Below are 21,817 nucleotides of genomic sequence, written 5' to 3'. Positions count from 1 at the left end.
CCCGTAGGGAACGGGAGAGTCTGACCCGAAAGCTATCCACAACCCGAACGGCAGCTTTGCGCCTAATGTCGGCTGTTGAGATCAAATTCGCCGTTTCCTCAAAGCAGCCGTTCGGCTTGGACGACATGATGTCCGGTTTGGCCCAAAGCGGACACGGGTCCATAACTTCCTTACCCCTTTACAGCGCCAGCCGTCATGCCCGCGACGATCTGCCGGTTGAAGAACAGGTAGACGATCAGCGGCGGGATGGTGATCAGAAGGATGTTCATGAAACAAGCGCTTCGACTATTTCGACAAACGACACGCCCCGAAGCGGTCTTTTGTTCGACGGATTTCGTCGCTTTCGAGGTTTTGAGCGTTGCCAGGGAGCTGGGTCTGCATGTGCCAGGCGACGTGGCAATAATGGGTCACGACAATACAGCCTTTTGCGATCTCAGTATCGCCTTCATGACAAGTTTCGATCAGTCGGGGCCGAACTTTGCGCAAACGCGGCACGGCTTCTCATCGAAAGGATCGAGGGACGTACGAAAAGCGTGTTCGTGACGGTCGCACCGAAAGTCGTGGCACGTGGCAGCACAAAGATGTTTAGAGTGGAGATTGCTGCCCAATCTAAGATCACTGGGACAGAAGATATTGAGCGTTTCCCAAAGCCTCGCGACAACATCCCTAGTCGAGTTCGATGATGCTGCAGCCATAAGCCGGGAGCGACAGCTTACCGCCGCGTACTTTGCCATCGCCGAGCAAATCCTTGCCCGCGGGGACATTGCCGATGCTTGCCAGCTCGCCCATCGTATTGAGGATGAACAGCAGGCGGCGGTCCTTGCTTTCGCGGATCGTCGCCTCGACGCCGGCCTGCATGTCGGCGATAAGTGGCACGATACCGGCGGGCGCCAGCACTTGATCGGCCAGCACCTCGACCAGAGCATCGCTGAGGTACGTGCCGAGGTAGATCACATTGCCCTTGCCAACTTTGCGCGAAGTCATCGCGGCTTGGCCGTCGGCGAAGCGGCTGGCCCAGCTGCCGATAACCTCCGTGCCGGGCGCGACGTTAAGCAACTCATAAAGATGCGCCGCCGTCACCTGGGCATTCCCGATCTTGAGCTCGTATTGGCGGCTCGCCGACGTCGCCGGCAGCTTCTTGCGCACCGTGTTGGCGCCGAAGCGGCCGCCATGCTCGAACAGGCCGTTCCCGCCGATCGGCGTCAGCAACCCGAACTCCTCGACCGTGATCCCGGCCAGCGCCGAGAGCGTCTTGCCCGGCGAGGTGTCGCGGATGACGTGGTTGTTAACGTCGCGTGATCCGGTGCGGCCGCCCAGGATTACCGTTCCACCCGCCTTGGCGAAGGCCTCGATCCGCGCCGTCCACGCATCGGTCCATTTCAGCCAATGCGGCACGTAGAGCGCCTTGAGCTTGCTGAGATCATCCTCGGGATGGATGAAGCCGCAGGCGATGTTGTGGCGGTAGCAATAGCGGTGCAGCAGCGTCGCATCGTCCTGCGGGCTCGGCATGCCGATGGGGTAGGAGCGGTGCATCTCCTGATTGTCGAAATCTGATCCGGCGATGCCCAAATCCATGCGCACATGCGTGCCGAGGATCTTGTCCTTGAGCGCCGTGACCTCACCCGCAAACTGCTTGGCCTCGTCATAGCGCCGCCGCGGGATGTCATCGTGATCTATGATGCCCATCCAATAGATCTCGGCGCCGAAATGCGCCGGCCGCCAGCGGAAGAACATCACGCCATCGGCGCCGCGCGCCACTGACGTATAGGCCATGCGGCGCATCTCGCCGGGTTCGGGCGTCAGCGTCGAGATGTTCGGCTGCGCACCGAAGCCCGATTGCTGCTCGGGCACGATGAAGTTGCCGGTGAAGCCGCGGCAGATGTCGAGATGCAGCGCCTGCACCTCGCCGACGCCGCCGACCCGCTGCATCTCGTCATAGAGATGCGGGTAGATGTCGAAGCCGAGAAAATCGAGATCGGTCGAGAACTCGCCACGGAAGTCGATGTCGTCGATCCGCCCCAGATTGTGGAAGACGAACCAGTCTGGATTGGTGGCGCGCAGGATCAGCACCTGATCGTGCTGGAACCGCGCCGTGACGAAGGCGAGGAAGCGGTGATAGTCGACCACATGGGTCGGCCCGACCGGGGCAGGGGCATAGTCGAGGGGCAGCACCACTTGATCGAAATCGTCGTAGGCGGTCGCCCAGAAATGCCCGCCCCACGCACCGTTGAGTGCGGCGATGGTCTTGTACTTGTCCTTGAGGAAGGCCTGGAACTCGGCCAGAGTCACCGGACCGTAGGACAGAGATCCAGAGGTATTGAGCTCATTGTCCGTCTGCCAGCCGATGATGTGCGAATTGCCGCGATAATGCTCGGCCATCGCTTTGGTGATGCGCTTCGAATGCTCGCGGAACACTCCGCTCGCAAGATTGGCGTGCTGGCGCGAGCCATGGCTCATGGCGCGGCCATTGGCATCGACGCGCAACACTTCGGGATAACGCGCCGTCAGCCAGCGCGGCGGCGTCGCCGTCGGCGTGCACATGATGGTCTTGATGCCAGCCTTGCCCAGCGCATCTATGGCGCGGTCGAACAAATCGAAGTCGAACGTCCCCTCATGCGGCTCGATAATATGCCAGGCGAATTCCGCAAGTCGCACCGCGTTGAAGCCCGCGGCTGCCATGCGGTCGGCGTCGCGCTGCCAATAGCTCTCATCGACATGCTCCGGGTAATGCGGGGTACCGACGAGGAAAGTGTCGGTTGCGATCGGCCGCCAGACAGAGAGCGGCGCGGATTTCGAGGCAGTCGTCATAGTCGGAAAACTCCAGGCGATAGTCTATTTGATGGAGCCGGCGGTGAGGCCGCCCTGCCAGAACCGCTGCAGCAGCAGGAACACCACGATGACCGGGATGATGCTGACCAGCGCGCCGGTGATGATGATCGAGAACAGCACCTGTCCGCCGCCACCGCCCTGCTGCGCGAGCTGATACCAGGTCGCAAGGCCCACCGTGATCGGCTGATACTCCTGCGAGCGCAGCACGATGAGCGGCAGGAAGTAATTGTTCCAGGTCCCGACGAACGAGAGCAGCGCCACGGTCACCATGCCCGGCGCCACCAGCCGCAGCACGATGGCGCGGAAGATCACGAACTCGCCGGCGCCATCGAGCCGCGCTGCATCGAGCAGTTCGTCGTCGACGCCCTGGTCGATATAGACGCGCATCAGATAGACGCCGATCGGCGAGATCATCGAGGGCAGGATCACGCCCAGCGGATTGTCGCTGAGACCCGAAAGCGCCAGCAGCAGGAAGATCGGCACGACGAGGGCCGTCTGCGGGATCATCACAGCGCCCAAGACCAGCGCAAACAGCAGATTGCGGCCGACGAATTTGAACTTGGCGAACGCATAGCCTGCCGCGGTAGCAAAGATCGCGGCACCGAGCCCGGCGGCGGTCGAATAGAGCACGCTGTTGAACATCCAGCGCGAGAAGATGCCATTGTCGCGGCTGAACAGATCGCTCAGATTCTGCCAGAGGTTGAACTCGGTGCCCAAGCCGAAGCCGAACGTGGTGAACAGGTCGCCATTCGTCTTCGTTGCCGATAGGACCAGATAGACCAGCGGCACGAAGCTGTAGACGAGGAACAGTGACAGCAGCAGCGTGAGGATGATCCGCGAGCGCCGCCGTTCGCCGGGCCGGCGCCTGGTAGCGTCGAAAGTGGCGATGTCGGTGGTCGTAGTCATCATTGCTCCGGCCGACGGCGGTTGGTGATCAGGGTGAAGATGTAGGAGGCACCGGCGATTACGATGCCAAGCACGAACGAGACGGCGGCCGCATAGCCATACTGCTGGTTCTGAGTCGCCAGCGAATAGGCATAGAGGTTCGGCGTGTAGCTCGAATTGATAGTGTTACCGGCGAGCGAGCGCATCAAATACGGCTCATTGAACAGCTGCAGTGTGCCGTTGATCGAAAAGATGATGGTGAGCAGGATCGCCGGCCACAGCAGCGGCAGCTGGATCAGCCGCGCAAATTGCCAGGGCGAGGCGCCATCCATCCGCGCGGCCTCGGCGAGGTCCGACGGGATCGCCTTCAGCGCGGCGTAGTAGATCACCATATTGTAGCCAACATATTCCCACGTCACGATATTGGCCAATGAGAAGATCATCGCGCCCGGCGACAGGAAGTTCGGTGGCGGCAGGTTGAACGCCTTGGCCATCTGCGTGAACGGGCCGAAGGTGGGGCCGTAGAGATAACCCCAGATGATCGTCGCGATCACGCTCGGCACGGCGTAGGGGAGGAAGAAGCCGAGCCGGAAGACGCCCTTGGCATAGACCTGGCCACGATCGAGCACGATGGCGAACAACAGCGCCAGGCTCAGCATGATCGGCACCTGCACGATGCCGAACAGAACGAGGTTCCACACGCCGCCCCAGAATTTGGCGTCGCCCGTGACCTTGATGTAGCTGGCTGCACCCGCGAATTGCCGCCCGCCCACCAGCGTGTCGCGGTAGAGGCTCATGTAGAACGCATAGACCAACGGCGCGACGATGAAGGCGATAAACAGCAGCACGAAGGGCGCCAGGAACAGATAGGGCGCGACCTTTCGTGACGTAAAACCGCCCGATCGCGCTGGGCGCGTCGCGGCGGCTGGCGAATTCGACATTGCCATGGTCCCCGTCCGGCAAGATGAAGAGATCGGGCGCCGGTCAAGCGCGCCCGGCCATTGCCCGGGAGAAATCAGTCTACGGTGAAGCCTTGTTCCTTCGCGTAGGCGACCACGGCGTCCTGGATGCGGTCGAACGCATCCGACAGCGTGCCCTTGCCGCCGATCGAGGCGCCGAATTCATCGGCCATCGACTGGTAGAGGAAGTCCTGGAACGGGCTCCACTCAAAGTTGCTGACTGCGGCCGCCGATTTGGCGAACACTTTGTTCACTTCCTGGCCGCCGAAGAACTCCGGCTTGTTGCCCGCCCATTCAGGGCTCGACAGCAACGCGTTGGTACAGGGGAAGAAGTTTTGCTTGGTGGTGTAGAGCTTTGTGGCTTCGGGATTAATGTTCAGCCAGATCGCGGCTTCGGCGGCCTCGGGCAGATGCTGGGTCGTTTTCATCACGGCTAGCGCTGAGCCACCCCAAGCGCCGGTCGCGAACTTGCTCGCGTCCCACTGGGGCAGATCGGCGGCACGCCACTTGCCCACGCTGGTCTTGGCAACCGAGGTCAGGAACAGCGGACCCCAGCCGGCAGCGAGCCACGTGGCATAGCGGCCCGAATCGAGGCCGGTGTACCACTCATTGTTGAAGCCCGGCTTGGTCTCGATGACACCCGCGTCAATAAGGTCCTGCCAATAGGCGGCGAAGTCCTTGGCAATCTTGTCGTTGATGTTGATCGCGAGCTTGTCGCCATCGCGGCTGACCGGCTTCCAGCCCATCGGCCACAACAGACCCAAGGCCCAGTCGGCATTGGCTCCGAACGGCGCGTCGGTGATAAACACATTCGGATCGGCCGCATGGATCTTCTTGCCCGCATCGGCAAACTCGGCCCAGGTGGTGGGCGGCGTGATCCCATGCTTATCGAAGATGTCCTTGTGATAGAGCATCGCCATCGGACCGAAATCCTGCGGCATGCCGTTGACCACATCGCCCTTGGCGACCTGCGCCCATAGGCCTGCGGGGAACTCGCCCTTATGGGCATTGGCGTACTGGCCGATGTCGGCGAAGGCGTCGACCTGGCGGAAGGTCTCGATCAGCTGGTATTCGATCTGGACGACGTCGGGCAGACCGCTGCCCGCCTGCAGACCCGCACGGACCGCCTGATATTCGGGGTTCCCCTGGCCGGCATTCACGAGTTCGACCTTGATGCCCGGATGCGCGGCGTTGAACAGGTCGACCTGAAGCTGGAGATCCGGCACCCACGACCACAGCACCACCTTGACGGGCTCGGCACCGCGAGCTGCCGCCGGCAGGGCTGCAACCGCGACGCTTGCACCCGCGACTTTCAAGAAGTCACGACGCTGCATTGTCCGCCCAAGCGGATTGAAAATCTTCGTCATTGAAGTCCTCCCACGAAAGATACGCTCCCACACGACGCAGGGCGCGGTTTTTCTTTCAGTTAGAAACTTAATGCCGAGATTCAGTCGCTGTCAATCGCGATCGATTGATCTTAGTCGGCCATCACGAGGCTGTCGGCAGGGTTGAGGGTCGTCGCATCGAGCACCAGGCGCACCGCGCCCAGGACGATATCGCGGTGGCCCAGCGCGCCCATCACGAGGCGCGGCGGGTCATACACATTGCCCTTGAGGCGGTGCCGCAGCACATCGAGCACCAGATCACCGCCGCCGACGACCCGGCCCGCCAGTACGATGATTTCGGGGTTCATGAAGGCAGCAACACTGCCCACCGCCATCGTCGCATAGTCGAGCAACTCGGTGACAACCGGCGCGATTTTGTCCGCCTGCCGGTCGGTGACGGCGCCCAGGGTGAGCTTTCCCGCCGCATACTGGGTGTTGGCCTCTTCGAGCATCTTGGTCGCCTGTTCGGGGATGCCGAAAAAGCGCAGCGATTGCTTGTCGCCCAGATGTTCGAACGGCCGCCCGGTGAGGAGGGGGTCATCGAGATACCAGCCGAGCTCGCCTGCCGCATGCGAGTGCCCGCCATAGAGCTTGCCGTCGATCACGACGCCCGCGCCGGCACCGGGCCCGATCGAGAGGCTCACGACGCTGTCGGCGCCACGCCCGGCCCCGAATCCCCATTCGCCCACGGCGGCGAGGTTGCGCCCGTTCTCGACGACGATGGGCATCTGAAAATGTTCGCTGAGCCGCGCCCGCAACGGCATGTCGCGCCAGCCGAGCCCGAGTGTCAGCACCACTTCGCCCTCCGGCTGCCTGACGATCGAGGGCAGGCCAATGCCGATGCCGCGAATGGTCTGGCCGCGCGGGCGGGAGGCCGCCATCAGCCGGCGGATCAGGCCGACCAGCTTCTCGAAATTGCGCTCGCTATCATCGTCGGCGGTCTCGTGCATTTCTGTCTGCACGACGCCTTCGAGATTGGCCACGGCGCCGTAGAACTCGCCCTTGCCGGCCTCGATGCCAATGATCGCATGCGCCGCACCGCGGAACTTGATGCGCGCCCGCGGCCGGCCCCGGACATTGGCCTCGTCAAACCCGTCATACGCCACCAAATCCTCGGCAATCAGATCCTCGATCACCCGCATCACCGTCGGCAGGCTGATGTTCAGCCGCTCGGCGAGGCTCGATGGCGAAATCACTCCTTCGGTGCGGATCAAATCCACCACGGCCGAACGATTGAGTCGGCGTAACAGGCTCGACGTCGTGGGCTGGCGCTTCATTCATGGACCAGTTGCAAAAGGCCGGCGGACCGGCAACGAGCGTCGGCATAGACCAGAACCGTGCCAGAGTCCGCCTTTTTCTGATGACGCCGAACGTCAGTTGTCGCTCCGCAGTGAAAGCTACCGCGGCAGCCCGTTCGATGATTACGGCGATCCGTGGCGGGCGCCCAAGCCCTCCGGAGTCACTGCGCTTACTCGTGCAATAACTGACTCCGGTTGCTTCAATCGGTTACGAGCTCGTCCGCCTTTGGCGCGGAACCAACATCAATGACCGCTTTTGGCGCAAAGCGGTCCGCACTACGCTGGACGCAACGGTCGGCTTTCTTGCCAGTCATCCTGAAAGCTGCCAGGCCGTTAACGGCCCCAATTTCAGTCGTCGCAATCGCAGGCAGGGGCGTGAAATCGGCGTCGCATTGTGGGGCAGGGAAGGGCGCATTTCCTTCCCCCCATAACGCCCCCGGAGGATGCGGCTCGGTTTACGACAGCCCGGCCGCCGATCGGCGGCGATGGTCACTGCTTCGCTATGACACTTCGGAACGGCTCCTCGGATCAGCGAGCCTGATTTCGGCAGCTAGCTGGTACTAGGAAGACTGCATGGGCTCATCGAACGGCAGTGTCCGGTCAACCTCGGTAACCTGATTTATCAGCCACGAGACGAAATGCTGAGTTGTAGGGGACGGCGTTCTCGCCTCCGGCAGTACGGCATAGTAGCAATTTTCCGTTTCCATAGGCAGATCGAGAACGACCTGAAGTTCGTCGGATTTTAATTCCTGCTCGATTAGGTAACGTGGAAGCAGCGCATAACCCATGCCGGCAACCGCCGCTTCGATGATCATTGAGAATTGATCGAAGCGGTGCCCCCTGTAGGCGGTCTCGCCGGGCAGCCCGGCCCACTCCAGCCATTGCGACCAGAGCCTCGGGCGCGTTGCCAGATGCAGCAAGGGCTCGTTGAGAAGATCGGCCGGCGTCAGCTTGGGTCCCGATGCCAGCAGGGCACCGCCGGCCACCGGCAGGATCGACTCGCTGCAGATATAGGTGCATGTGGCGCGCGCCCAAACCGGCTGTCCGTAGTGGATGGCGAGTTCGAAATTCTCTTCGTCGAAATCAAACGGTGCCGAGCGCGCGCCGACATTGAGGATCACGCCCGGGTTCTGGCGCAGGAATTCAGGCAAGCGCGGACTGAGCCAGCGGCTGCCGAATGTCGGCAAGGTGGCGATGCTCAGGCTCGATCTGGCGTCGGCGGACGACATTGCGCGCAGCATCGTCTCCTCGGCTTGCCGCAGCAGCTTCCGCGCTTCCGGCAGGAAGCGCCGCCCATCCTCGGAAAGCACCACGCGCTGCCGGATGCGTTCGAACAGCAGCGCGCCGAGATAGACTTCCAGATCCTTGACCTGACGGCTGACGGCGCTCTGGGTCAGGTTGAGCTCCCGGCCGGCGCGCGTGAAGCTCGCGTGTCTTGCCGCGCATTCGAACGCCTGAATTGCAACCAAGTCTGGCATCAACTTTCTGCTCAATATCATGCGTATCTCGCATCAACCTAGTCGAAATCGTCGCAATCCACGCGAGATGAAATCCAATATCACTCTTTTCGAGAATGATCTCATATTTTCTCAAAAGCGAGACCGCGCCGTGCAAAACGCTGCTTTCGTTGCATCCGATGACATTCGTTCTGCTTTTTCTGCGGCGATGTCAGCCATGTACCGGGCCGAGGTTCCCGCCTACGGCACGCTGATGGAACTGGTCGCCGAGGTGAATGCCGAAGTGCTGGATGGCACGCCAATGCTGCGCCAGCGGCTCGAGGCGACGGATTCGCTCGACCGCATCTCGCAAGAGCGGCACGGCGCGATCCGCTTGGGAACGCCGGCCGAACTCTCGACGATGCGGCGCGTGTTCGCGGTGATGGGCATGCATCCGGTCGGTTACTATGACCTCAGCACGGCCGGGGTGCCTGTCCATGCGACGGCGTTTCGTCCGGTTGGTGCCGAAGCGCTCAGCCGCAATCCTTTTCGCGTCTTCACCTCGTTGCTCAGGGTCGACCTGATCGGCGACGAGGCTCTGCGGGTCGAGGCGGAGGCCATTCTTGCCGCTCGTCGGATTTTCACGGACCGCGCCGTCGAACTCACCGAAAGGGCCGAGACGCGGGGCGGGCTGGATCTAGCCGATGCGGATCGGTTTGTCGCCGAAATTCTCAAGACCTTCCGCTGGCACGATCAGGCCTGCGTCAGCATCGAGATGTACCACAGGCTGCACCAGCAGCATCGGCTGGTCGCCGACGTGGTCTCCTTCAAGGGACCGCATATCAACCACCTGACGCCGCGCACGCTCGACATCGACGCAGTGCAGACGGGCATGCCGTCGCGCGGCATCGAGCCCAAGGCGATCGTCGAGGGTCCACCCACTCGCCAGTGCCCGATCCTGCTCAGGCAGACATCGTTCAAGGCACTGGACGAACCGGTCTCATTCAAGTCGGGCAGCGGCGGCTGGACGGCTGGCTCGCACACGGCGCGTTTCGGCGAGATCGAGCAGCGCGGCGTGGCGCTGACTCCCGAGGGCAGGGCGCTCTACGACAACCTGCTGGACGCCACGCGCAAAATGATCAGGCCGGCTGCCGACGGGTCAAATGCCGCTGACTATGTCGAGGCGTTGTCGCGGACATTCCAGTCGTTTCCCGACACGTGGGACGGCATCCGCACTGCCGGCCTTGGCTATTTCACCTATTCGCTTACCGAGCGAGGGCGTCGGGTCGGCAGCGTCCGTGCAGAAGGTGTCGATCAGCTGGTGGCGGATGGCTTTGTCCGTTTCGACCCGATCGTCTATGAGGATTTCCTGCCCGTCAGCGCGGCCGGCATTTTCCAGTCCAATCTGGGCGATGAAGCGGGTCAGGATTTCGTCGCCAGTCCCAACCAGAAGCGCTTCGAGGCTGCCCTCGGCGCCGGCGTCCTCGATGAATTCGAACACTATGCGACGATCGAGCAGGCTTCGATCGACGAGTGCCGACGCGCTCTGCGCGGCGTTCAGGCAGCGGAGTAAACATCGGCATGATCGACGAGCGGCACAAGACAGCTTTGGTCGAAATCCTCGGCGCGGACGGGCTTGTCCAGGATTCCGCCAGCCTGGCCGCCTATGAGAATGGCGCGCGCTATGACCGGGGCAGCGCCGCATTGGTGCTGCGCCCTCGCGGCACGGCGGAGGTATCCGCTTGCGTCGCCTATTGCGTTCGCGAGCATATCGCGCTCATCCCGCAGTCCGGCAACACCGGCCTGGTCTCGGGCTCGACGCCGGATACCAGTGGAGCGCAGGTCGTGCTCAGCCTCGACCGGATGACGCCGATTTTCGATCTCGATATCGACAACCGCTCGATCCACGTCGACGCTGGAACCAGACTGTCGGACATCAACGGGCGGCTCGAGTCCGGCAGCCTCTTCTTTCCGATCGACCTCGGCGCCGATCCGCGGGTGGGGGGCATGCTGGCAACCAACACCGGCGGCTCGCGGTTTCTGAAATATGGCGACGTCCGCCGCAATACACTGGGCGTGAAGATCGTCCTGGCGGACGAGGCTGGCACCGTTGTCGACCTGCTGTCGGGGCTGCGCAAGAACAATACTGGCGTCGACTGGAAGCAGCTTTTCATCGGAACAGCCGGCGCGTTCGGCATCGTCACCGAATGCGTGCTCAACCTGGAGCGTCTGCCGAGGCAAGTTTCGACAGCCTATCTGGTGCCGCGAACCGGAACTGCCGTCATGTCCCTGCTGCGGGCGATGGAAGAGCGCCTCGGATCGTATCTGTCGGCTTTCGAGGGCATGTCGGGGAATGCGATCGCCGCAACGCTTGCCCATGTTCCGTCGCTGCGCAATCCATTCCAGAATGGCGATGTTCCCAACTATGTCATTCTGGCCGAAGTTTCCCGCAGTTGGCTTCCGCGTGATGATGAGCAGCCGCTCGATGCCGTCCTGGAAACGGTGCTGGCCGAAGTCTGGGAAGCGGAGGGCGCGCCGCTCGCCAATGCCTTTGTCGGTCCCGCTCGTGAGATGTGGACACTGCGTCACGCCCTGTCGGAAGGCGTCAAGCGTGCCGGCCGGCTGGTCGCTTTCGATCTGTCGTTCCGCAGGACCGACGTACTGGCGTTCTGCGACTGGATGAAGCTCGAACTGCCCAGCCATTTTGCCGATGTCGTAATCTTCGACTTCGGCCATATCGGCGACGGCGGCGTGCATTTCAATCTGGTCGTCGACGAGGCGCGGGCTGGTCCAGTCGACATCGCCTTCGAACGGCGATTGCGCGATTGGGTCTATTCGATCGCGGTCGATCGTTTCGGCGGCAGCTTCAGCGCCGAGCACGGCGTCGGCCGCAAGAACCAAGCCTACTACGATCTCTATACGCAGAAAAAGCACAAGGACCTTGCCGCTGGCCTGAAGCAACTGACGTCGCCAGGGCGCCTTGGTTCGGTGTGTTTCGGATAAGTCAAAACAGGAGTTTGCCGGATGAACGTTGCAGTCAAATCGATCGATATAGCGAAGGAAACGACTGAGCTTCTGGCGAAACTGGGTGTTGCCAAGGGCGCGCTTACGGGCGGCGACCTCATCGTGCGCAGCCCGGTGACGGGCGAGCAGATCGCAGCGCTGAAGACAATCTCGCCGGCCGATGCTGCCAGGACCATCGATGCCGCGCACACGGCATTCCAGGCCTGGCGGATGGTGCCGGGTCCCCGGCGCGGGGAACTGGTGCGGCTGCTCGGCGAGGAATTGCGCGCCCACAAGGCCGAGCTTGGCCGGCTGGTATCGATCGAGGTCGGCAAGATCCCGTCCGAAGGTCTCGGCGAAGTCCAGGAAATGATCGACATCTGCGATTTCGCCGTCGGCCTTTCGCGTCAGCTCTACGGCCTGACCATCGCCACCGAACGTCCGGGACATCGCATGATGGAGACGTGGCATCCGCTCGGCGTCGTTGGCGTCATCTCGGCCTTCAACTTCCCGGTCGCGGTGTGGTCGTGGAATGCAGCGCTGGCGCTGGTCTGCGGCGATGCCGTGGTGTGGAAGCCGTCAGAGAAGACACCGCTGACAGCGCTCGCCTGCGAAGCGATTTTTGCGCGTGCGGTCAAGCGCTTCGGCGCTGACGCGCCGGCAGGCCTGGCGCCGGTGCTGATCGGCGACCGCGCCGTCGGTGAGATCCTGGTCGACCATCCGAAGGTGGCACTGGTCTCGGCCACCGGCTCGACCCGCATGGGCCGGGATGTCGGCCCAAGGCTGGCCAAGCGCTTTGCCCGCGCCGTGCTGGAGCTCGGCGGCAACAATGCCGGCATCGTCTGCCCGACCGCCGATCTCGACATGGCGCTGCGCGCCATCGCCTTCGGCGCCATGGGCACCGCGGGACAGCGCTGCACGACGCTGCGGCGGCTGTTTGTGCATGACAGCGTCTATGACGCGCTGCTGCCGCGGCTGAAGAAGGCCTATGAGAGTGTTTCCGTCGGCAACCCGCTGGAGACATCCTCGCTGGTCGGGCCGCTGATCGACAAGGCGGCGTTCGATGCGATGCAGAAGGCGCTGAAGGAAGCCACCGTTCACGGCGGCAAGCTGACCGGCGGAGCGCGGGTCGAGAACGGCCATCCCGACGCCTATTACGTACACCCGGCATTGGTCGAAATGCCGAAGCAGGTTTCTCCGGTGACGGAAGAGACCTTCGCGCCGATCCTCTATGTGATGAAATATTCGGACTTCGACGCCGTGCTCGACGAGCACAATGCGGTCGGCGCCGGCCTGTCGTCGTCGATCTTCACACGCGACCTGCAGGAATCCGAGCGCTTCCTCGGCGTCGACGGGTCTGACTGCGGCATTGCCAATGTCAACATCGGCACCTCGGGCGCGGAGATCGGCGGCGCCTTCGGCGGCGAAAAGGAGACCGGCGGCGGCCGCGAGAGCGGCTCCGATGCTTGGAAGGCCTATATGCGGCGCGCCACTAACACGGTGAACTATCAGGCGCTGCCGCTCGCCCAGGGCGTCTCGTTCGACATCGAGTGAGAAACACCATGACCGATATCCGCAACGCCGCCGACGCAAAATTCGCGCCGGCAGCCCGCATCGCTTCGATAGGCGTCTCGGAAATCCTGAAGATCGGAGCCCGCGCCCAGGCGATGAAACGCGAAGGGCTGCCGATCATCATCCTCGGCGCCGGCGAGCCGGATTTCGATACGCCCGACCATGGCAAACGGGCGGCGACCGCAGCTATGCTGCGCGGCGATACGAAATACACCGCGCTCGACGGCACGCCGGAGCTGAAGTCGGCAATCCGCGAGAAATTCAAGCACGAGAACGCGCTCACCTTCGATCTGGACGAGATCACTGTCGCGGCTGGCGCCAAGCAGATCCTCTTCAACGCAATGATGGCGACGCTGAATCCCGGCGACGAGGTCATCATTCCGACGCCTTACTGGACTACCTATTCCGACATCGTCGCGATCGCGCAAGGCAAGCCGGTTCTGATCGAATGCGATGCCGCCGCCGGCTTTCTCCTGACTGCCGATCAACTCGAGAAGGCGATCACGCCCAAAACCCGCTGGGTGCTTCTGAACTCGCCGTCCAATCCATCGGGCGCTGCCTACAGCGAGCAGCACTATCGGCCACTGCTCGACGTCCTTCTGGGTCATCGGCACGTCTGGCTCATGGTCGACGACATGTATGAACACATTGTCTATGGCGACTTTCGTTTCGTCACGCCGGCGGCGATCGAACCGAGGCTGAAAGACCGCACGCTGACCGTCAACGGCGTGTCCAAGGCTTACGCCATGACCGGCTGGCGCATTGGCTATGCAGGCGGGCCGCGCGACTTGATCAAGGCGATGGCAGTCGTGCAGAGCCAGTCGACATCCTGTCCATCGTCGATCAGCCAGGTAGCCGCGGTGGAAGCGCTCAAGGGGCCGCAGGTGCTACTGAAGGATCGAACAGATAGTTTCAAACGCCGCCGCGATGTCGTCGTGGGAGCGCTCAATGCCATCGACGGCATCGATTGCCGGGTTCCCGAGGGGGCGTTCTACACGTTTGCGTCCTGTGCCGGGCTTATCGGCCGGTCGACGCCTGGCGGCAAGATCATCCGCAGCGACGCGGATTTTTGCGCTTTCCTGCTCGGCGACGCGCACGTCGCCGTCGTGCCAGGATCAGCGTTCGGCCTGTCTCCCTATTTCCGCATCTCATACGCCACAGCCGAAACCGACCTGATTGAAGCCTTGCGAAGGATCAAGGATTTCTGCGGAAAACTGCTGCAATCAGGTGCAACGCTTCGAACGCCAGCAGAAGCACCTCTTTGAGAGCCAACGATCGAACGCGGTTGGTGCACTGGCGCGCCCGGTAGCTCCATTCGATGGCGGATCGACACAATGCGTCGAGTCGGGGAGCCGCAAGCTCGAGACCGCAAATGGACGCAGGGCTCCGAGAACGGATCGGCGATTTCGGCACTATCGGCTGACCGAGCGCAGCAGTGCCGCGACCGTCACTGATTTCTCCGGTCGAATGCGATCGGTCACATGACCGAGTCCAATCCACGCCGAAGGCCTATGATGGAAACAACACGCTGCGCGGCAAGCAAGGTGCCCGCCACATAGGGCATTGCGGAACTGCCCGCATCCTGCCGGATGGAAAGCCGTTCGCCATCAGCGCCAAACATCACTTCCGTCGACGACGTATAGGAAGGCAGACGCACGGAATGAACCTGTACCGGCGCTTGCCTGCCGATCGCTGCGCCCCTCGCTTCGGGTCGCCCGGTATATTCGGGTCGTCCCAAGAGCGCCGCGCCGGTTCGGACTTGTGCAAGATGATCGGCAAGTTCCATCCCGGTGCCTGAAGGTACGTCGTGCTTGCCCGCCGATCCCCACTCGACCACCTCCACCTCGGGCAGAAATCGAGCGGCTTCGAGAGCGAAGCGGCGCAGGAGCGTCGCTGTAACCGAGAAATTGCCCGCGGCCACGACACCACGTCGGGCGGATTGCGCGGCTGAATCGATTTCCGCGTAGTCATCGGTGTTCAGGCCCGAGGTTCCAATCACGACGTGATGACCCGCTGCCAGTGCCGCGAGTGTATGCTTCTTGACGACTTCCGGCCTGGTGTAGTCGATCAGCACCTCCGAGGGTGTGGCCAGGGCTTCTTCGAGCGTCCCAACGATGAACAGATCGCCATCGAATCCGGCAACCACTTCGTTGAGCTTGCGCCCGGAGTCCCGGCGCGCCACGGCGGCAACCAGCGCGAAGTCCGGATGTCTGGATATCTCCAGAGCGAGTTCCTGGCCAACCCAGCCGCTGGCTCCGGCCAGCACGATCCTCAATGCCATTGAAGGTTCCTCAACGTGTGCACACGATCAGTACCGGGGGAAGCGCTGCGGGCGCAGACCGGAATGGAGCCAGTTCACCAGCGTCACCACATCATAGACCGGCACGCCGAGGTGCCGCGCCAGTTCCGCCGAATAGGGCGGCATGTTTCCGCACTCGATGACGATCGCACCGACATCGGGGTGTTGTCCGAGCAGTTTTTTGCCCACATCAAGCGTTTCTTCAAGCAGCACAGCTTCATTGAGCTGTCTCCAGCCGCCGCCAACCGCGCGGCGGAATTCCGAGTTTTCAGGAAGCCCGGCCTTAGGGGTGGCGGGATCCACGCCGATTGCCAGGAAATGGCTGTCGGTCAGGGACTGCGCATCATAGGTCACAATGCCGACGCGCTTCCCGGCGGGCAGCATCGATTGCACAAACGGCACCTGCATGATGCTCGACGTCGCGATCGGAACCGGACAGCGGGCCGCCAGTTCCTTTTGAAAGACCGACAGGAAGCCACAGCTCGTGCCAATGGCATCCACGCCGGACGCGACCAGTTCATCCGCCGCCTCAAGGAAAGGCTCAAGCAGGCCTTCGCCGCCGCCGGCGATTACCTTGTCGGCGCTAGCGCCTCTGACGACCTTGTACTGGACCGGAAAATCGAAAGAAGCGGCGTTGCCGATGTCGCCCGGAATGCGCTCGAACTCAGTGTCGAGCACCATGATGCCGATGCGCGCCCCGTGAACAGGCCGCGGCCGCTGGCCAGCGCGGGTGGCGGGTGTAGTTCGACTGGTTCGATTCACTGGCATCTCTCCCTTTGAGCCTATGCTGCACGCATATTCGCAACGATTGATCATCCGAATGCGATATCTACTATAATAGAATTTGTCAACTTTACGAGAATTCGGTAGTCGGTCGAGAAGCGCCGTTTTCATCCGTTCGTCCGGCGGCGGCCTGCCGCGGCGGCAAAAATTTGAATCCAATAAAGTTGACAGATTCCATTAAAGTAGAATACTCATTGAAAAGGAGACAAGAGGTACGAAAGGGTGACGTCACTGAAAACCGAGCAATCCAAGCCACTGCTGCAGTTTGTCGGCGTCCGAAAGGCGTACGGCAAATTCGATGTAGTGCGCGGCGTGGATCTGTCTGTCTTCGAGGGCGAGTTCCTGACCTTGCTTGGACCCTCTGGATCCGGCAAAACCACGTGCCTGATGATGCTCGCGGGTTTCGAGACGCCTACCGGCGGCGAGATATTCCTCAAGGATCGTCCGATCAGCCGTTTGCCGCCGCATCGGCGCAACATAGGCATGGTTTTTCAAAACTATGCTCTGTTTCCTCATCTCTCGGTCGGCGAAAATCTCGCCTTTCCGCTGAAGATCAGAAAACTGCCGCGCGCCGAAATCGACGAACGCGTCAAGCGTGCCTTGCAGATGGTCCGGCTCGATGGTGTCGCCCAGCGCAATCCGAGTCAGCTTTCGGGAGGCCAGCAGCAACGCGTCGCGGTCGCGCGTGCACTGATATTCGAGCCCGAACTGATCCTGATGGACGAACCGCTGGGCGCGCTCGATCGGACTTTGCGCGAGGAGATGCAGTTCGAACTCAAGCATCTGCATGAGCGGCTTGGTCTGTCAGTGGTCTATGTCACGCACGACCAGGACGAGGCGCTGACCATGTCGACCCGTGTCGCGGTCCTGAGCCAAGGCAAGGTTCAACAAATAGCGCCGCCAAGGCAGATTTACGAGCATCCAGCGAACAGGTTCGTCGCCGGATTTGTGGGCGCCAACAACCTTCTGGCCGCCAGGGTGGTTTCCGTCGATGGCGACACCTGCCGCGTTGCAAGCTGCGGCCAGACCTTGAGGGCACGGCACTACGGCCACGTCGGCGTCGGTCAGGATGTGCAAATTTCCATCCGCCCCGAGCGGATAGAAGTGAACGGCCCGAGCGATGCCGGGAACAACAACTACATCGCGACGGTGAACGAGGTCGTCTATCTGGGAGATCAACTCCTGCTCGAGGCTTCATTTGGAGACGTCACGCTCAAGCTGAAAGTCCAGAACTGCGCTTCCATGGGGAATTTGAAAAAGGGAAAGCAGGCACGGATCAGTTGGTCGGCCGCGGACTGTCACGCTTTGACCGATTGAAAATCAAACCTGAATTTTAAACTCAAAGGGGATGAGAAAATGAAAAGATTGAAGTTGGCCGCATCCGTGGTGCTGGCCTTCGGGTCCGCGACAGGCGCTTTCGCGCAGGACTCGCTCACGGTCGTCTCCTGGGGCGGAGCCTACACAAAAAGCCAGGTCGAGGCCTATCACAAGCCGTTTGAGAAATTGACCGGAATGCGGATCGTTTCAGCGGACTATCTCGGGGGCTTGGCCGAGATCAAGGCCCAGGTCCAGTCCGGCAATATAAGCTGGGACGTCGTCGATCTCGAATTGCCGGACGCCGTGCGGGGGTGCGACGAGGGGCTTTTCGAGAAAGTCGACATCGCGAAACTCCCGGCAGCACCGGACGGCACCGGCGCCGAAGCGGATTTTCTGCCGGGCAGCTTGCAGCCATGCGCGGTCGGCTCGGTGATCTGGAGCAGCATCTACGCTTTCAATGACAACGCATTCCCAGGCGAGAAACCGGCCAGCGTCGCGGATTTCTTCGACGTCAAGAAATTTCCGGGCAAGCGCGGGTTTCGCAAGAGTCCCAGAACCACGCTCGAAATGGCGCTGATGGCCGACGGTGTGCCGTCCAATAAGGTCTATGAGGTGCTGGGTACGGAAGAAGGCGTGGAGCGCGCCTTCGCGAAGCTCTCGACAATCAAGAACGACATTGTGTGGTGGGACGCCAACGCGCAAGCTCCGCAGATGCTGAACGACGGCCAGGTTGTCATGACTGCCGCCTCGAGCGGCCGCATCTTTGACGCCCAGGTAATAGAAAAGCGGCCGTTCACCATCGTTTGGGATGGCCAGATCCTGAGCATGCAGCTCTTCGGTGTCGTGAAGGGAACACCCCGCAAGGAAAAAGCGATGGAATTTGTCGCCTTCGCGACAGGGACGAAAGCGCTTGCCGATCAGGCGTCCTGGATATCATACGGGCCGCTGCGCAAATCATCGATGGCGCTTGTGGGGAAGCATGCGACGACCGGCATCGAAATGGCGCCTAACCTGCCGACGGCGGCGGGGCACCTGGTGAATGCGCTCAATGATGACTTCGAATTCTGGGCCGATCATCAGGACGAACTCAACGAGCGATTCCAGACCTGGCTGGCCAAGTAGTGGAGAGATCGGGACCCGGGGGCTGGACTTGAACATCAACATGAAACGCATGCGCCGCTCGTTGCCACCCGTGCTGCTTGTGGCTCCCCTGGTTCTCTTTCTTCTTGTGATGTTCGTCTTCCCAATTCTCAAGCTGGTGACGCTGAGCGTCGACGATCCGCTTGTTGCCAGAGCCGTTCCAAAGACCATCGCGGCCCTCGCGGACTGGGATCACAAAGCGATCCCCGATGCGGCGGTCTTCGACGTTTTGGCGCGCGAACTCCAGGAGTTGGACAAGGATGGGAAGACAGGGCCGCTCGCAAATCGCCTCAATTACGAGGCCGCGGGCCTGCGCGGTCTGTTCCTCAAAACGGCAAAGAGAAGCGCGTTCTTTTCGCCACCTTATAAGGAGGCGATGATCGCGGATAACCCGAAATGGGGCACGCTGGAACCATGGAGCGTTCTGGAGCGACTTGGTTCAGTGCCCAACGCGGTCCAGCTCATGGCGGCGGCCGACTATCAGTTCGATGCCAAGGGCGAAGCGATTTCCGTGCCCGCCAGCCAGCGCGTCCATCTCGAAATGTTCAAACGCACGCTTGTGCTGGCGGTCCTCGTGACCACCATATCAGCGCTGCTCGCCTATCCCCTGGCATATCTGCTTGCCAGTGCCGCGACCCGCATCAGCAACATGCTGATGATACTGGTGCTGCTGCCGTTCTGGACGTCCATCCTGGTCCGATGTGCGGCCTGGATCGTGCTGCTGCAAACCAATGGCGTCGTGAACTCCGCGCTCATCAATCTGGGGCTCGTCGATCCGGCGCATCGCCCGGACCTGATATTCAATCTTTTCGGAACGGTGATCGTGGCGGTTTACGTACTGCTGCCCTACATGGTGCTTCCACTTTATTCGACAATGAAATCCATTCCGCCATCGCTCTTGCGGGCCGCCTCGACGCTGGGTGCCTCGCCGGTGCAGGGATTCCTTCGGGTCTATCTGCCGCTGACTTACAGTGGATTGGCAGCTGGCTCATTGCTCGTCTTCATCCTGACTGCCGGCTACTATATCACGCCCGCTCTCGTTGGCGGAGCGAGCGGCACGCTGATTTCCAACCTGATCGCCTATCACATGCAGACCTCGCTCAACTGGGGGTTGGCGGCGGCGCTGTCGCTGTTTCTCCTTGTCGGCGTCACCATCCTCTTTGCCCTTTACAATCGCTTGATTGGCTTGGGCAAACTAGCCATGAATTGAGTTCCAACATGATCGCTCGGCGAACCGATTGGGGCAGGGTTCCAGGCAGGGCCGCTTTCTTCATCGCGTGTGGGCTGGTTCTGTTGTTTCTGATACTGCCGATACTCGTCGTTGTGCCGCTGAGCTTCAACGCCCAACCCTATCTCACTTTCTCGTCGGATATGCTGGCGCTGAGGCCGGAGGGCTTTTCCCTGCGCTGGTACGAGGAACTCCTTTCCAGTCCGCGCTGGGGGCGATCGATCGTCAATTCCGTCGGCATAGGCGTTGCTGCAACGCTGATCTCGACGGTCCTGGGAACGGCCGCTGCATTCGGACTGACGGATCCGAGGATGCCAGCGCGCTCGGCGCTCACTGCCCTCATCGTCTCTCCGCTTGTCGTGCCAATGATCATCACTGCCGCGGGCACGTATTTCTTCTACTCGTCGGTCGGGCTGGTCGATACCTATGGCGGCATCATTTTGGCGCACGTCGTGGTCGGCACGCCCTTCGTGGTGATCACCGTGACAGCGTCGTTGGCCTCGTTCGATCGCACACTCTACAGGGCTGCATTGACGCTTGGCGCGGCGCCCTTGCAGGCTTTCCTCAAAATTGTGCTCCCAATCATCCTGCCCGGGGTTCTGTCCGGCGCGCTGTTTGCGTTCCTGGCTTCATTCGACGAAATTGCCATCGTCCTGTTCATCGCTCCGAACCCGGATCACTATACAATTCCGCGGGAGATGTGGTCGGGCCTGCGCGAACAGATCAGCCCGGCGATCCTGGCGATGGCCACGGTTCTGATTGTTTTTTCAACCCTAGTGCTTGTTGCGACCAACCTGCTGCGCGACTGGAGCGACCGCAACCTGCGCGCGCGCGAAGAATAGGATTGTTGTGCAAGGCTTGTCGCTCAAAAGCGGCCCGCCTTAGACAACGGCATGAATCTTAACACGCCTCAGACGGGCAATGAAATCCACAGCGCCTTGGCCGCCTCGTTTCCCGCCCGCACAAAGGCATGTCCCATGCGGGCGTCGTATTGGATGGAATCGCCTACGCCGAGAATCACGGGTGCGTAAAGCTCGGAGTGAAATTCGACCTGGCCGGCAAGCACATACATGAAGTCCTCGGTGTCGTGGCGTTCCCAGTCGGGGAACTCGGAAAAGTCGGTGGCCTTGAACTCGAGTTCAATCACGTTGAGGTTGCTCTTCTTAAGCTCGCCCGTCAGAAGGCGCAAAAGGTAATGCGTCATGGCATGCATTTTGCCGTCGTTGTGTCGGATGACATGGCGGCTGCCGGTTGGAGCACCGCCGTTACTTTCGCCGATGAGCTGGCCAAGCTTGATCTGAAAGCCGCGCGCCAATTTTTGCAGCGCATCGAAGGTCGGTGACATTTCTTCCCGTTCGATCTTGGAGATCGATGATCGCGACAGCCCTGTCCTCGCGCTAGCCTCCTCGAGGGTCCATCGCTTGGCCAGCCGCAGCGCCTTCACCCGCACCCCGAGATCTCCGACTGCCGGATCGGCGGTACGCGTAGCCGATCCGGTGATGCGGTCCAATTCGCTCTTTTTGGAGGTCATGTCGTTTCTGCTCTGCTGTCGACATACGGGAATCCATCTTAATGGAAGATTCCTTTATAGGAAATCGTGACGGCGGCTGGAGCAATAAGTAAGGTTGAAAGACTCTTCCCGTGTGCTTCAGGTTTCATACCCAACAAGGCGAGCCGGCGGCG

General features: G+C 61.4%; 18 protein-coding genes and 1 pseudogene. 9 read left to right on the top strand and 10 right to left on the bottom strand.

The window, feature by feature from the left end; translation table 11 throughout:
• Window positions 1-170: 170 nt before the first annotated feature.
• Window positions 171-272, bottom strand: a pseudogene (locus tag NKH91_RS01365) (carbohydrate ABC transporter permease); the annotation flags it as partial.
• Here NKH91_RS01365 and NKH91_RS01360 point away from each other — a divergent pair.
• Window positions 247-543 carry a substrate-binding domain-containing protein gene (locus NKH91_RS01360; protein ID WP_352950943.1) on the top strand — a complete coding sequence of 99 codons (297 nt, stop codon included), beginning with the start codon at window positions 247-249 and terminating at the stop codon, window positions 541-543. The pseudogene NKH91_RS01365 and the gene NKH91_RS01360 sit on opposite strands and share 26 nt — an antisense overlap.
• 123 nt (window positions 544-666) lie before the next feature.
• Here the strand turns inward: NKH91_RS01360 and NKH91_RS01355 are convergent, their stop codons facing one another.
• From NKH91_RS01355 to NKH91_RS01330, 6 genes are all read right to left on the bottom strand, one after another.
• On the bottom strand, window positions 667-2,808 hold the full coding sequence (locus NKH91_RS01355; protein ID WP_352564976.1) for a beta-galactosidase: 2,142 nt from the start codon (window positions 2,806-2,808) through the stop codon (window positions 667-669).
• 24 nt (window positions 2,809-2,832) lie between these two features.
• Window positions 2,833-3,735, bottom strand: coding sequence for a carbohydrate ABC transporter permease (locus NKH91_RS01350; RefSeq protein WP_352564978.1), 903 nt, complete (start codon window positions 3,733-3,735; stop codon window positions 2,833-2,835).
• Window positions 3,735-4,655, bottom strand: a complete 921-nt coding sequence (locus tag NKH91_RS01345) for a carbohydrate ABC transporter permease (RefSeq protein ID WP_352564980.1) — start codon at window positions 4,653-4,655, stop codon at window positions 3,735-3,737. The genes NKH91_RS01350 and NKH91_RS01345 overlap by 1 nt, the downstream gene beginning before the upstream one ends.
• Window positions 4,656-4,729: 74 nt before the next feature.
• Window positions 4,730-6,007: an ABC transporter substrate-binding protein gene (locus NKH91_RS01340; RefSeq protein WP_352564982.1), complete on the bottom strand. Its 1,278-nt coding sequence runs from the start codon at window positions 6,005-6,007 to the stop codon at window positions 4,730-4,732.
• A gap of 143 nt (window positions 6,008-6,150) precedes the next feature.
• Window positions 6,151-7,335, bottom strand: coding sequence for an ROK family transcriptional regulator (locus NKH91_RS01335; protein WP_352564984.1), 1,185 nt, complete (start codon window positions 7,333-7,335; stop codon window positions 6,151-6,153).
• Between the two features lie 581 nt (window positions 7,336-7,916).
• Window positions 7,917-8,855 (bottom strand): LysR family transcriptional regulator, encoded by a 939-nt coding sequence (locus tag NKH91_RS01330; RefSeq protein WP_352564986.1) that lies wholly within the window; start codon window positions 8,853-8,855, stop codon window positions 7,917-7,919.
• Between the two features lie 109 nt (window positions 8,856-8,964).
• Between NKH91_RS01330 and hglS the strand changes: the two genes are divergently transcribed.
• From hglS to NKH91_RS01310, 4 genes are read left to right on the top strand one after another with little or no spacing between them, the layout of a single operon-like run.
• A complete protein-coding gene (gene hglS, locus NKH91_RS01325) occupies window positions 8,965-10,365 on the top strand; it encodes a 2-oxoadipate dioxygenase/decarboxylase HglS (protein ID WP_352845646.1) in 1,401 nt (466 codons plus the stop codon).
• A gap of 8 nt (window positions 10,366-10,373) precedes the next feature.
• The gene (locus NKH91_RS01320; protein ID WP_352845648.1) at window positions 10,374-11,795 is read left to right on the top strand and encodes an FAD-binding oxidoreductase; all 1,422 of its coding nucleotides are present in this window, start codon (window positions 10,374-10,376) and stop codon (window positions 11,793-11,795) included.
• A gap of 21 nt (window positions 11,796-11,816) precedes the next feature.
• Complete coding sequence (gene amaB / locus NKH91_RS01315; protein ID WP_352564991.1) at window positions 11,817-13,349, top strand: L-piperidine-6-carboxylate dehydrogenase; 1,533 nt, start codon at window positions 11,817-11,819, stop codon at window positions 13,347-13,349.
• An 8-nt stretch (window positions 13,350-13,357) separates the two neighbouring features.
• Entirely contained in the window at window positions 13,358-14,632 is a 1,275-nt protein-coding gene (locus NKH91_RS01310; RefSeq protein ID WP_352845650.1) for a pyridoxal phosphate-dependent aminotransferase, read from the top strand.
• Between the two features lie 212 nt (window positions 14,633-14,844).
• Here the strand turns inward: NKH91_RS01310 and dapB are convergent, their stop codons facing one another.
• Together dapB and NKH91_RS01300 are read right to left on the bottom strand one after the other, a co-directional pair.
• Window positions 14,845-15,648: a 4-hydroxy-tetrahydrodipicolinate reductase gene (gene dapB, locus NKH91_RS01305; RefSeq protein ID WP_352564995.1), complete on the bottom strand. Its 804-nt coding sequence runs from the start codon at window positions 15,646-15,648 to the stop codon at window positions 14,845-14,847.
• A gap of 27 nt (window positions 15,649-15,675) precedes the next feature.
• Window positions 15,676-16,434 carry an aspartate/glutamate racemase family protein gene (locus NKH91_RS01300; protein ID WP_352950951.1) on the bottom strand — a complete coding sequence of 253 codons (759 nt, stop codon included), beginning with the start codon at window positions 16,432-16,434 and terminating at the stop codon, window positions 15,676-15,678.
• Window positions 16,435-16,671: 237 nt separating this feature from the next.
• Here NKH91_RS01300 and NKH91_RS01295 point away from each other — a divergent pair, with 237 nt between their 5' ends.
• From NKH91_RS01295 to NKH91_RS01280, 4 genes are read left to right on the top strand one after another with little or no spacing between them, the layout of a single operon-like run.
• Window positions 16,672-17,766 (top strand): ABC transporter ATP-binding protein, encoded by a 1,095-nt coding sequence (locus NKH91_RS01295; protein ID WP_352564999.1) that lies wholly within the window; start codon window positions 16,672-16,674, stop codon window positions 17,764-17,766.
• A gap of 39 nt (window positions 17,767-17,805) precedes the next feature.
• Window positions 17,806-18,888: an ABC transporter substrate-binding protein gene (locus NKH91_RS01290; protein WP_352565000.1), complete on the top strand. Its 1,083-nt coding sequence runs from the start codon at window positions 17,806-17,808 to the stop codon at window positions 18,886-18,888.
• A 28-nt stretch (window positions 18,889-18,916) separates the two neighbouring features.
• Window positions 18,917-20,116 carry an ABC transporter permease gene (locus NKH91_RS01285; RefSeq protein ID WP_352884429.1) on the top strand — a complete coding sequence of 400 codons (1,200 nt, stop codon included), beginning with the start codon at window positions 18,917-18,919 and terminating at the stop codon, window positions 20,114-20,116.
• An 8-nt stretch (window positions 20,117-20,124) separates the two neighbouring features.
• Complete coding sequence (locus tag NKH91_RS01280) at window positions 20,125-20,976, top strand: ABC transporter permease (protein ID WP_352565002.1); 852 nt, start codon at window positions 20,125-20,127, stop codon at window positions 20,974-20,976.
• A gap of 68 nt (window positions 20,977-21,044) precedes the next feature.
• On the opposite strand, the gene NKH91_RS01275 is transcribed toward NKH91_RS01280, so the two are convergent.
• Window positions 21,045-21,644, bottom strand: a complete 600-nt coding sequence (locus NKH91_RS01275; RefSeq protein ID WP_352565003.1) for a helix-turn-helix domain-containing protein — start codon at window positions 21,642-21,644, stop codon at window positions 21,045-21,047.
• Window positions 21,645-21,817: the final 173 nt, after the last annotated feature.

Origin of the sequence: Mesorhizobium sp. M0894, assembly GCF_040319725.1 — a bacterium.
GTDB lineage: Bacteria > Pseudomonadota > Alphaproteobacteria > Rhizobiales > Rhizobiaceae > Mesorhizobium.
Note: the sequence above shows the minus strand (reverse complement) of the source record. Positions and strands in the feature narration are given on the sequence as shown.

Coding starts and splice junctions, on each gene's coding strand:
- NKH91_RS01360 (WP_352950943.1), top strand. CDS start 247: ATGGTGATCAGAAGGATGTTCATGAAACAAGCGCTTCGACTATTTCGA.
- NKH91_RS01355 (WP_352564976.1), bottom strand. CDS start 2,808: ATGACGACTGCCTCGAAATCCGCGCCGCTCTCTGTCTGGCGGCCGATC.
- NKH91_RS01350 (WP_352564978.1), bottom strand. CDS start 3,735: ATGACTACGACCACCGACATCGCCACTTTCGACGCTACCAGGCGCCGG.
- NKH91_RS01345 (WP_352564980.1), bottom strand. CDS start 4,655: ATGTCGAATTCGCCAGCCGCCGCGACGCGCCCAGCGCGATCGGGCGGT.
- NKH91_RS01340 (WP_352564982.1), bottom strand. CDS start 6,007: ATGCAGCGTCGTGACTTCTTGAAAGTCGCGGGTGCAAGCGTCGCGGTT.
- NKH91_RS01335 (WP_352564984.1), bottom strand. CDS start 7,335: ATGAAGCGCCAGCCCACGACGTCGAGCCTGTTACGCCGACTCAATCGT.
- NKH91_RS01330 (WP_352564986.1), bottom strand. CDS start 8,855: ATGATATTGAGCAGAAAGTTGATGCCAGACTTGGTTGCAATTCAGGCG.
- NKH91_RS01320 (WP_352845648.1), top strand. CDS start 10,374: ATGATCGACGAGCGGCACAAGACAGCTTTGGTCGAAATCCTCGGCGCG.
- amaB (WP_352564991.1), top strand. CDS start 11,817: ATGAACGTTGCAGTCAAATCGATCGATATAGCGAAGGAAACGACTGAG.
- NKH91_RS01310 (WP_352845650.1), top strand. CDS start 13,358: ATGACCGATATCCGCAACGCCGCCGACGCAAAATTCGCGCCGGCAGCC.
- dapB (WP_352564995.1), bottom strand. CDS start 15,648: ATGGCATTGAGGATCGTGCTGGCCGGAGCCAGCGGCTGGGTTGGCCAG.
- NKH91_RS01300 (WP_352950951.1), bottom strand. CDS start 16,434: ATGCCAGTGAATCGAACCAGTCGAACTACACCCGCCACCCGCGCTGGC.
- NKH91_RS01290 (WP_352565000.1), top strand. CDS start 17,806: ATGAAAAGATTGAAGTTGGCCGCATCCGTGGTGCTGGCCTTCGGGTCC.
- NKH91_RS01280 (WP_352565002.1), top strand. CDS start 20,125: ATGATCGCTCGGCGAACCGATTGGGGCAGGGTTCCAGGCAGGGCCGCT.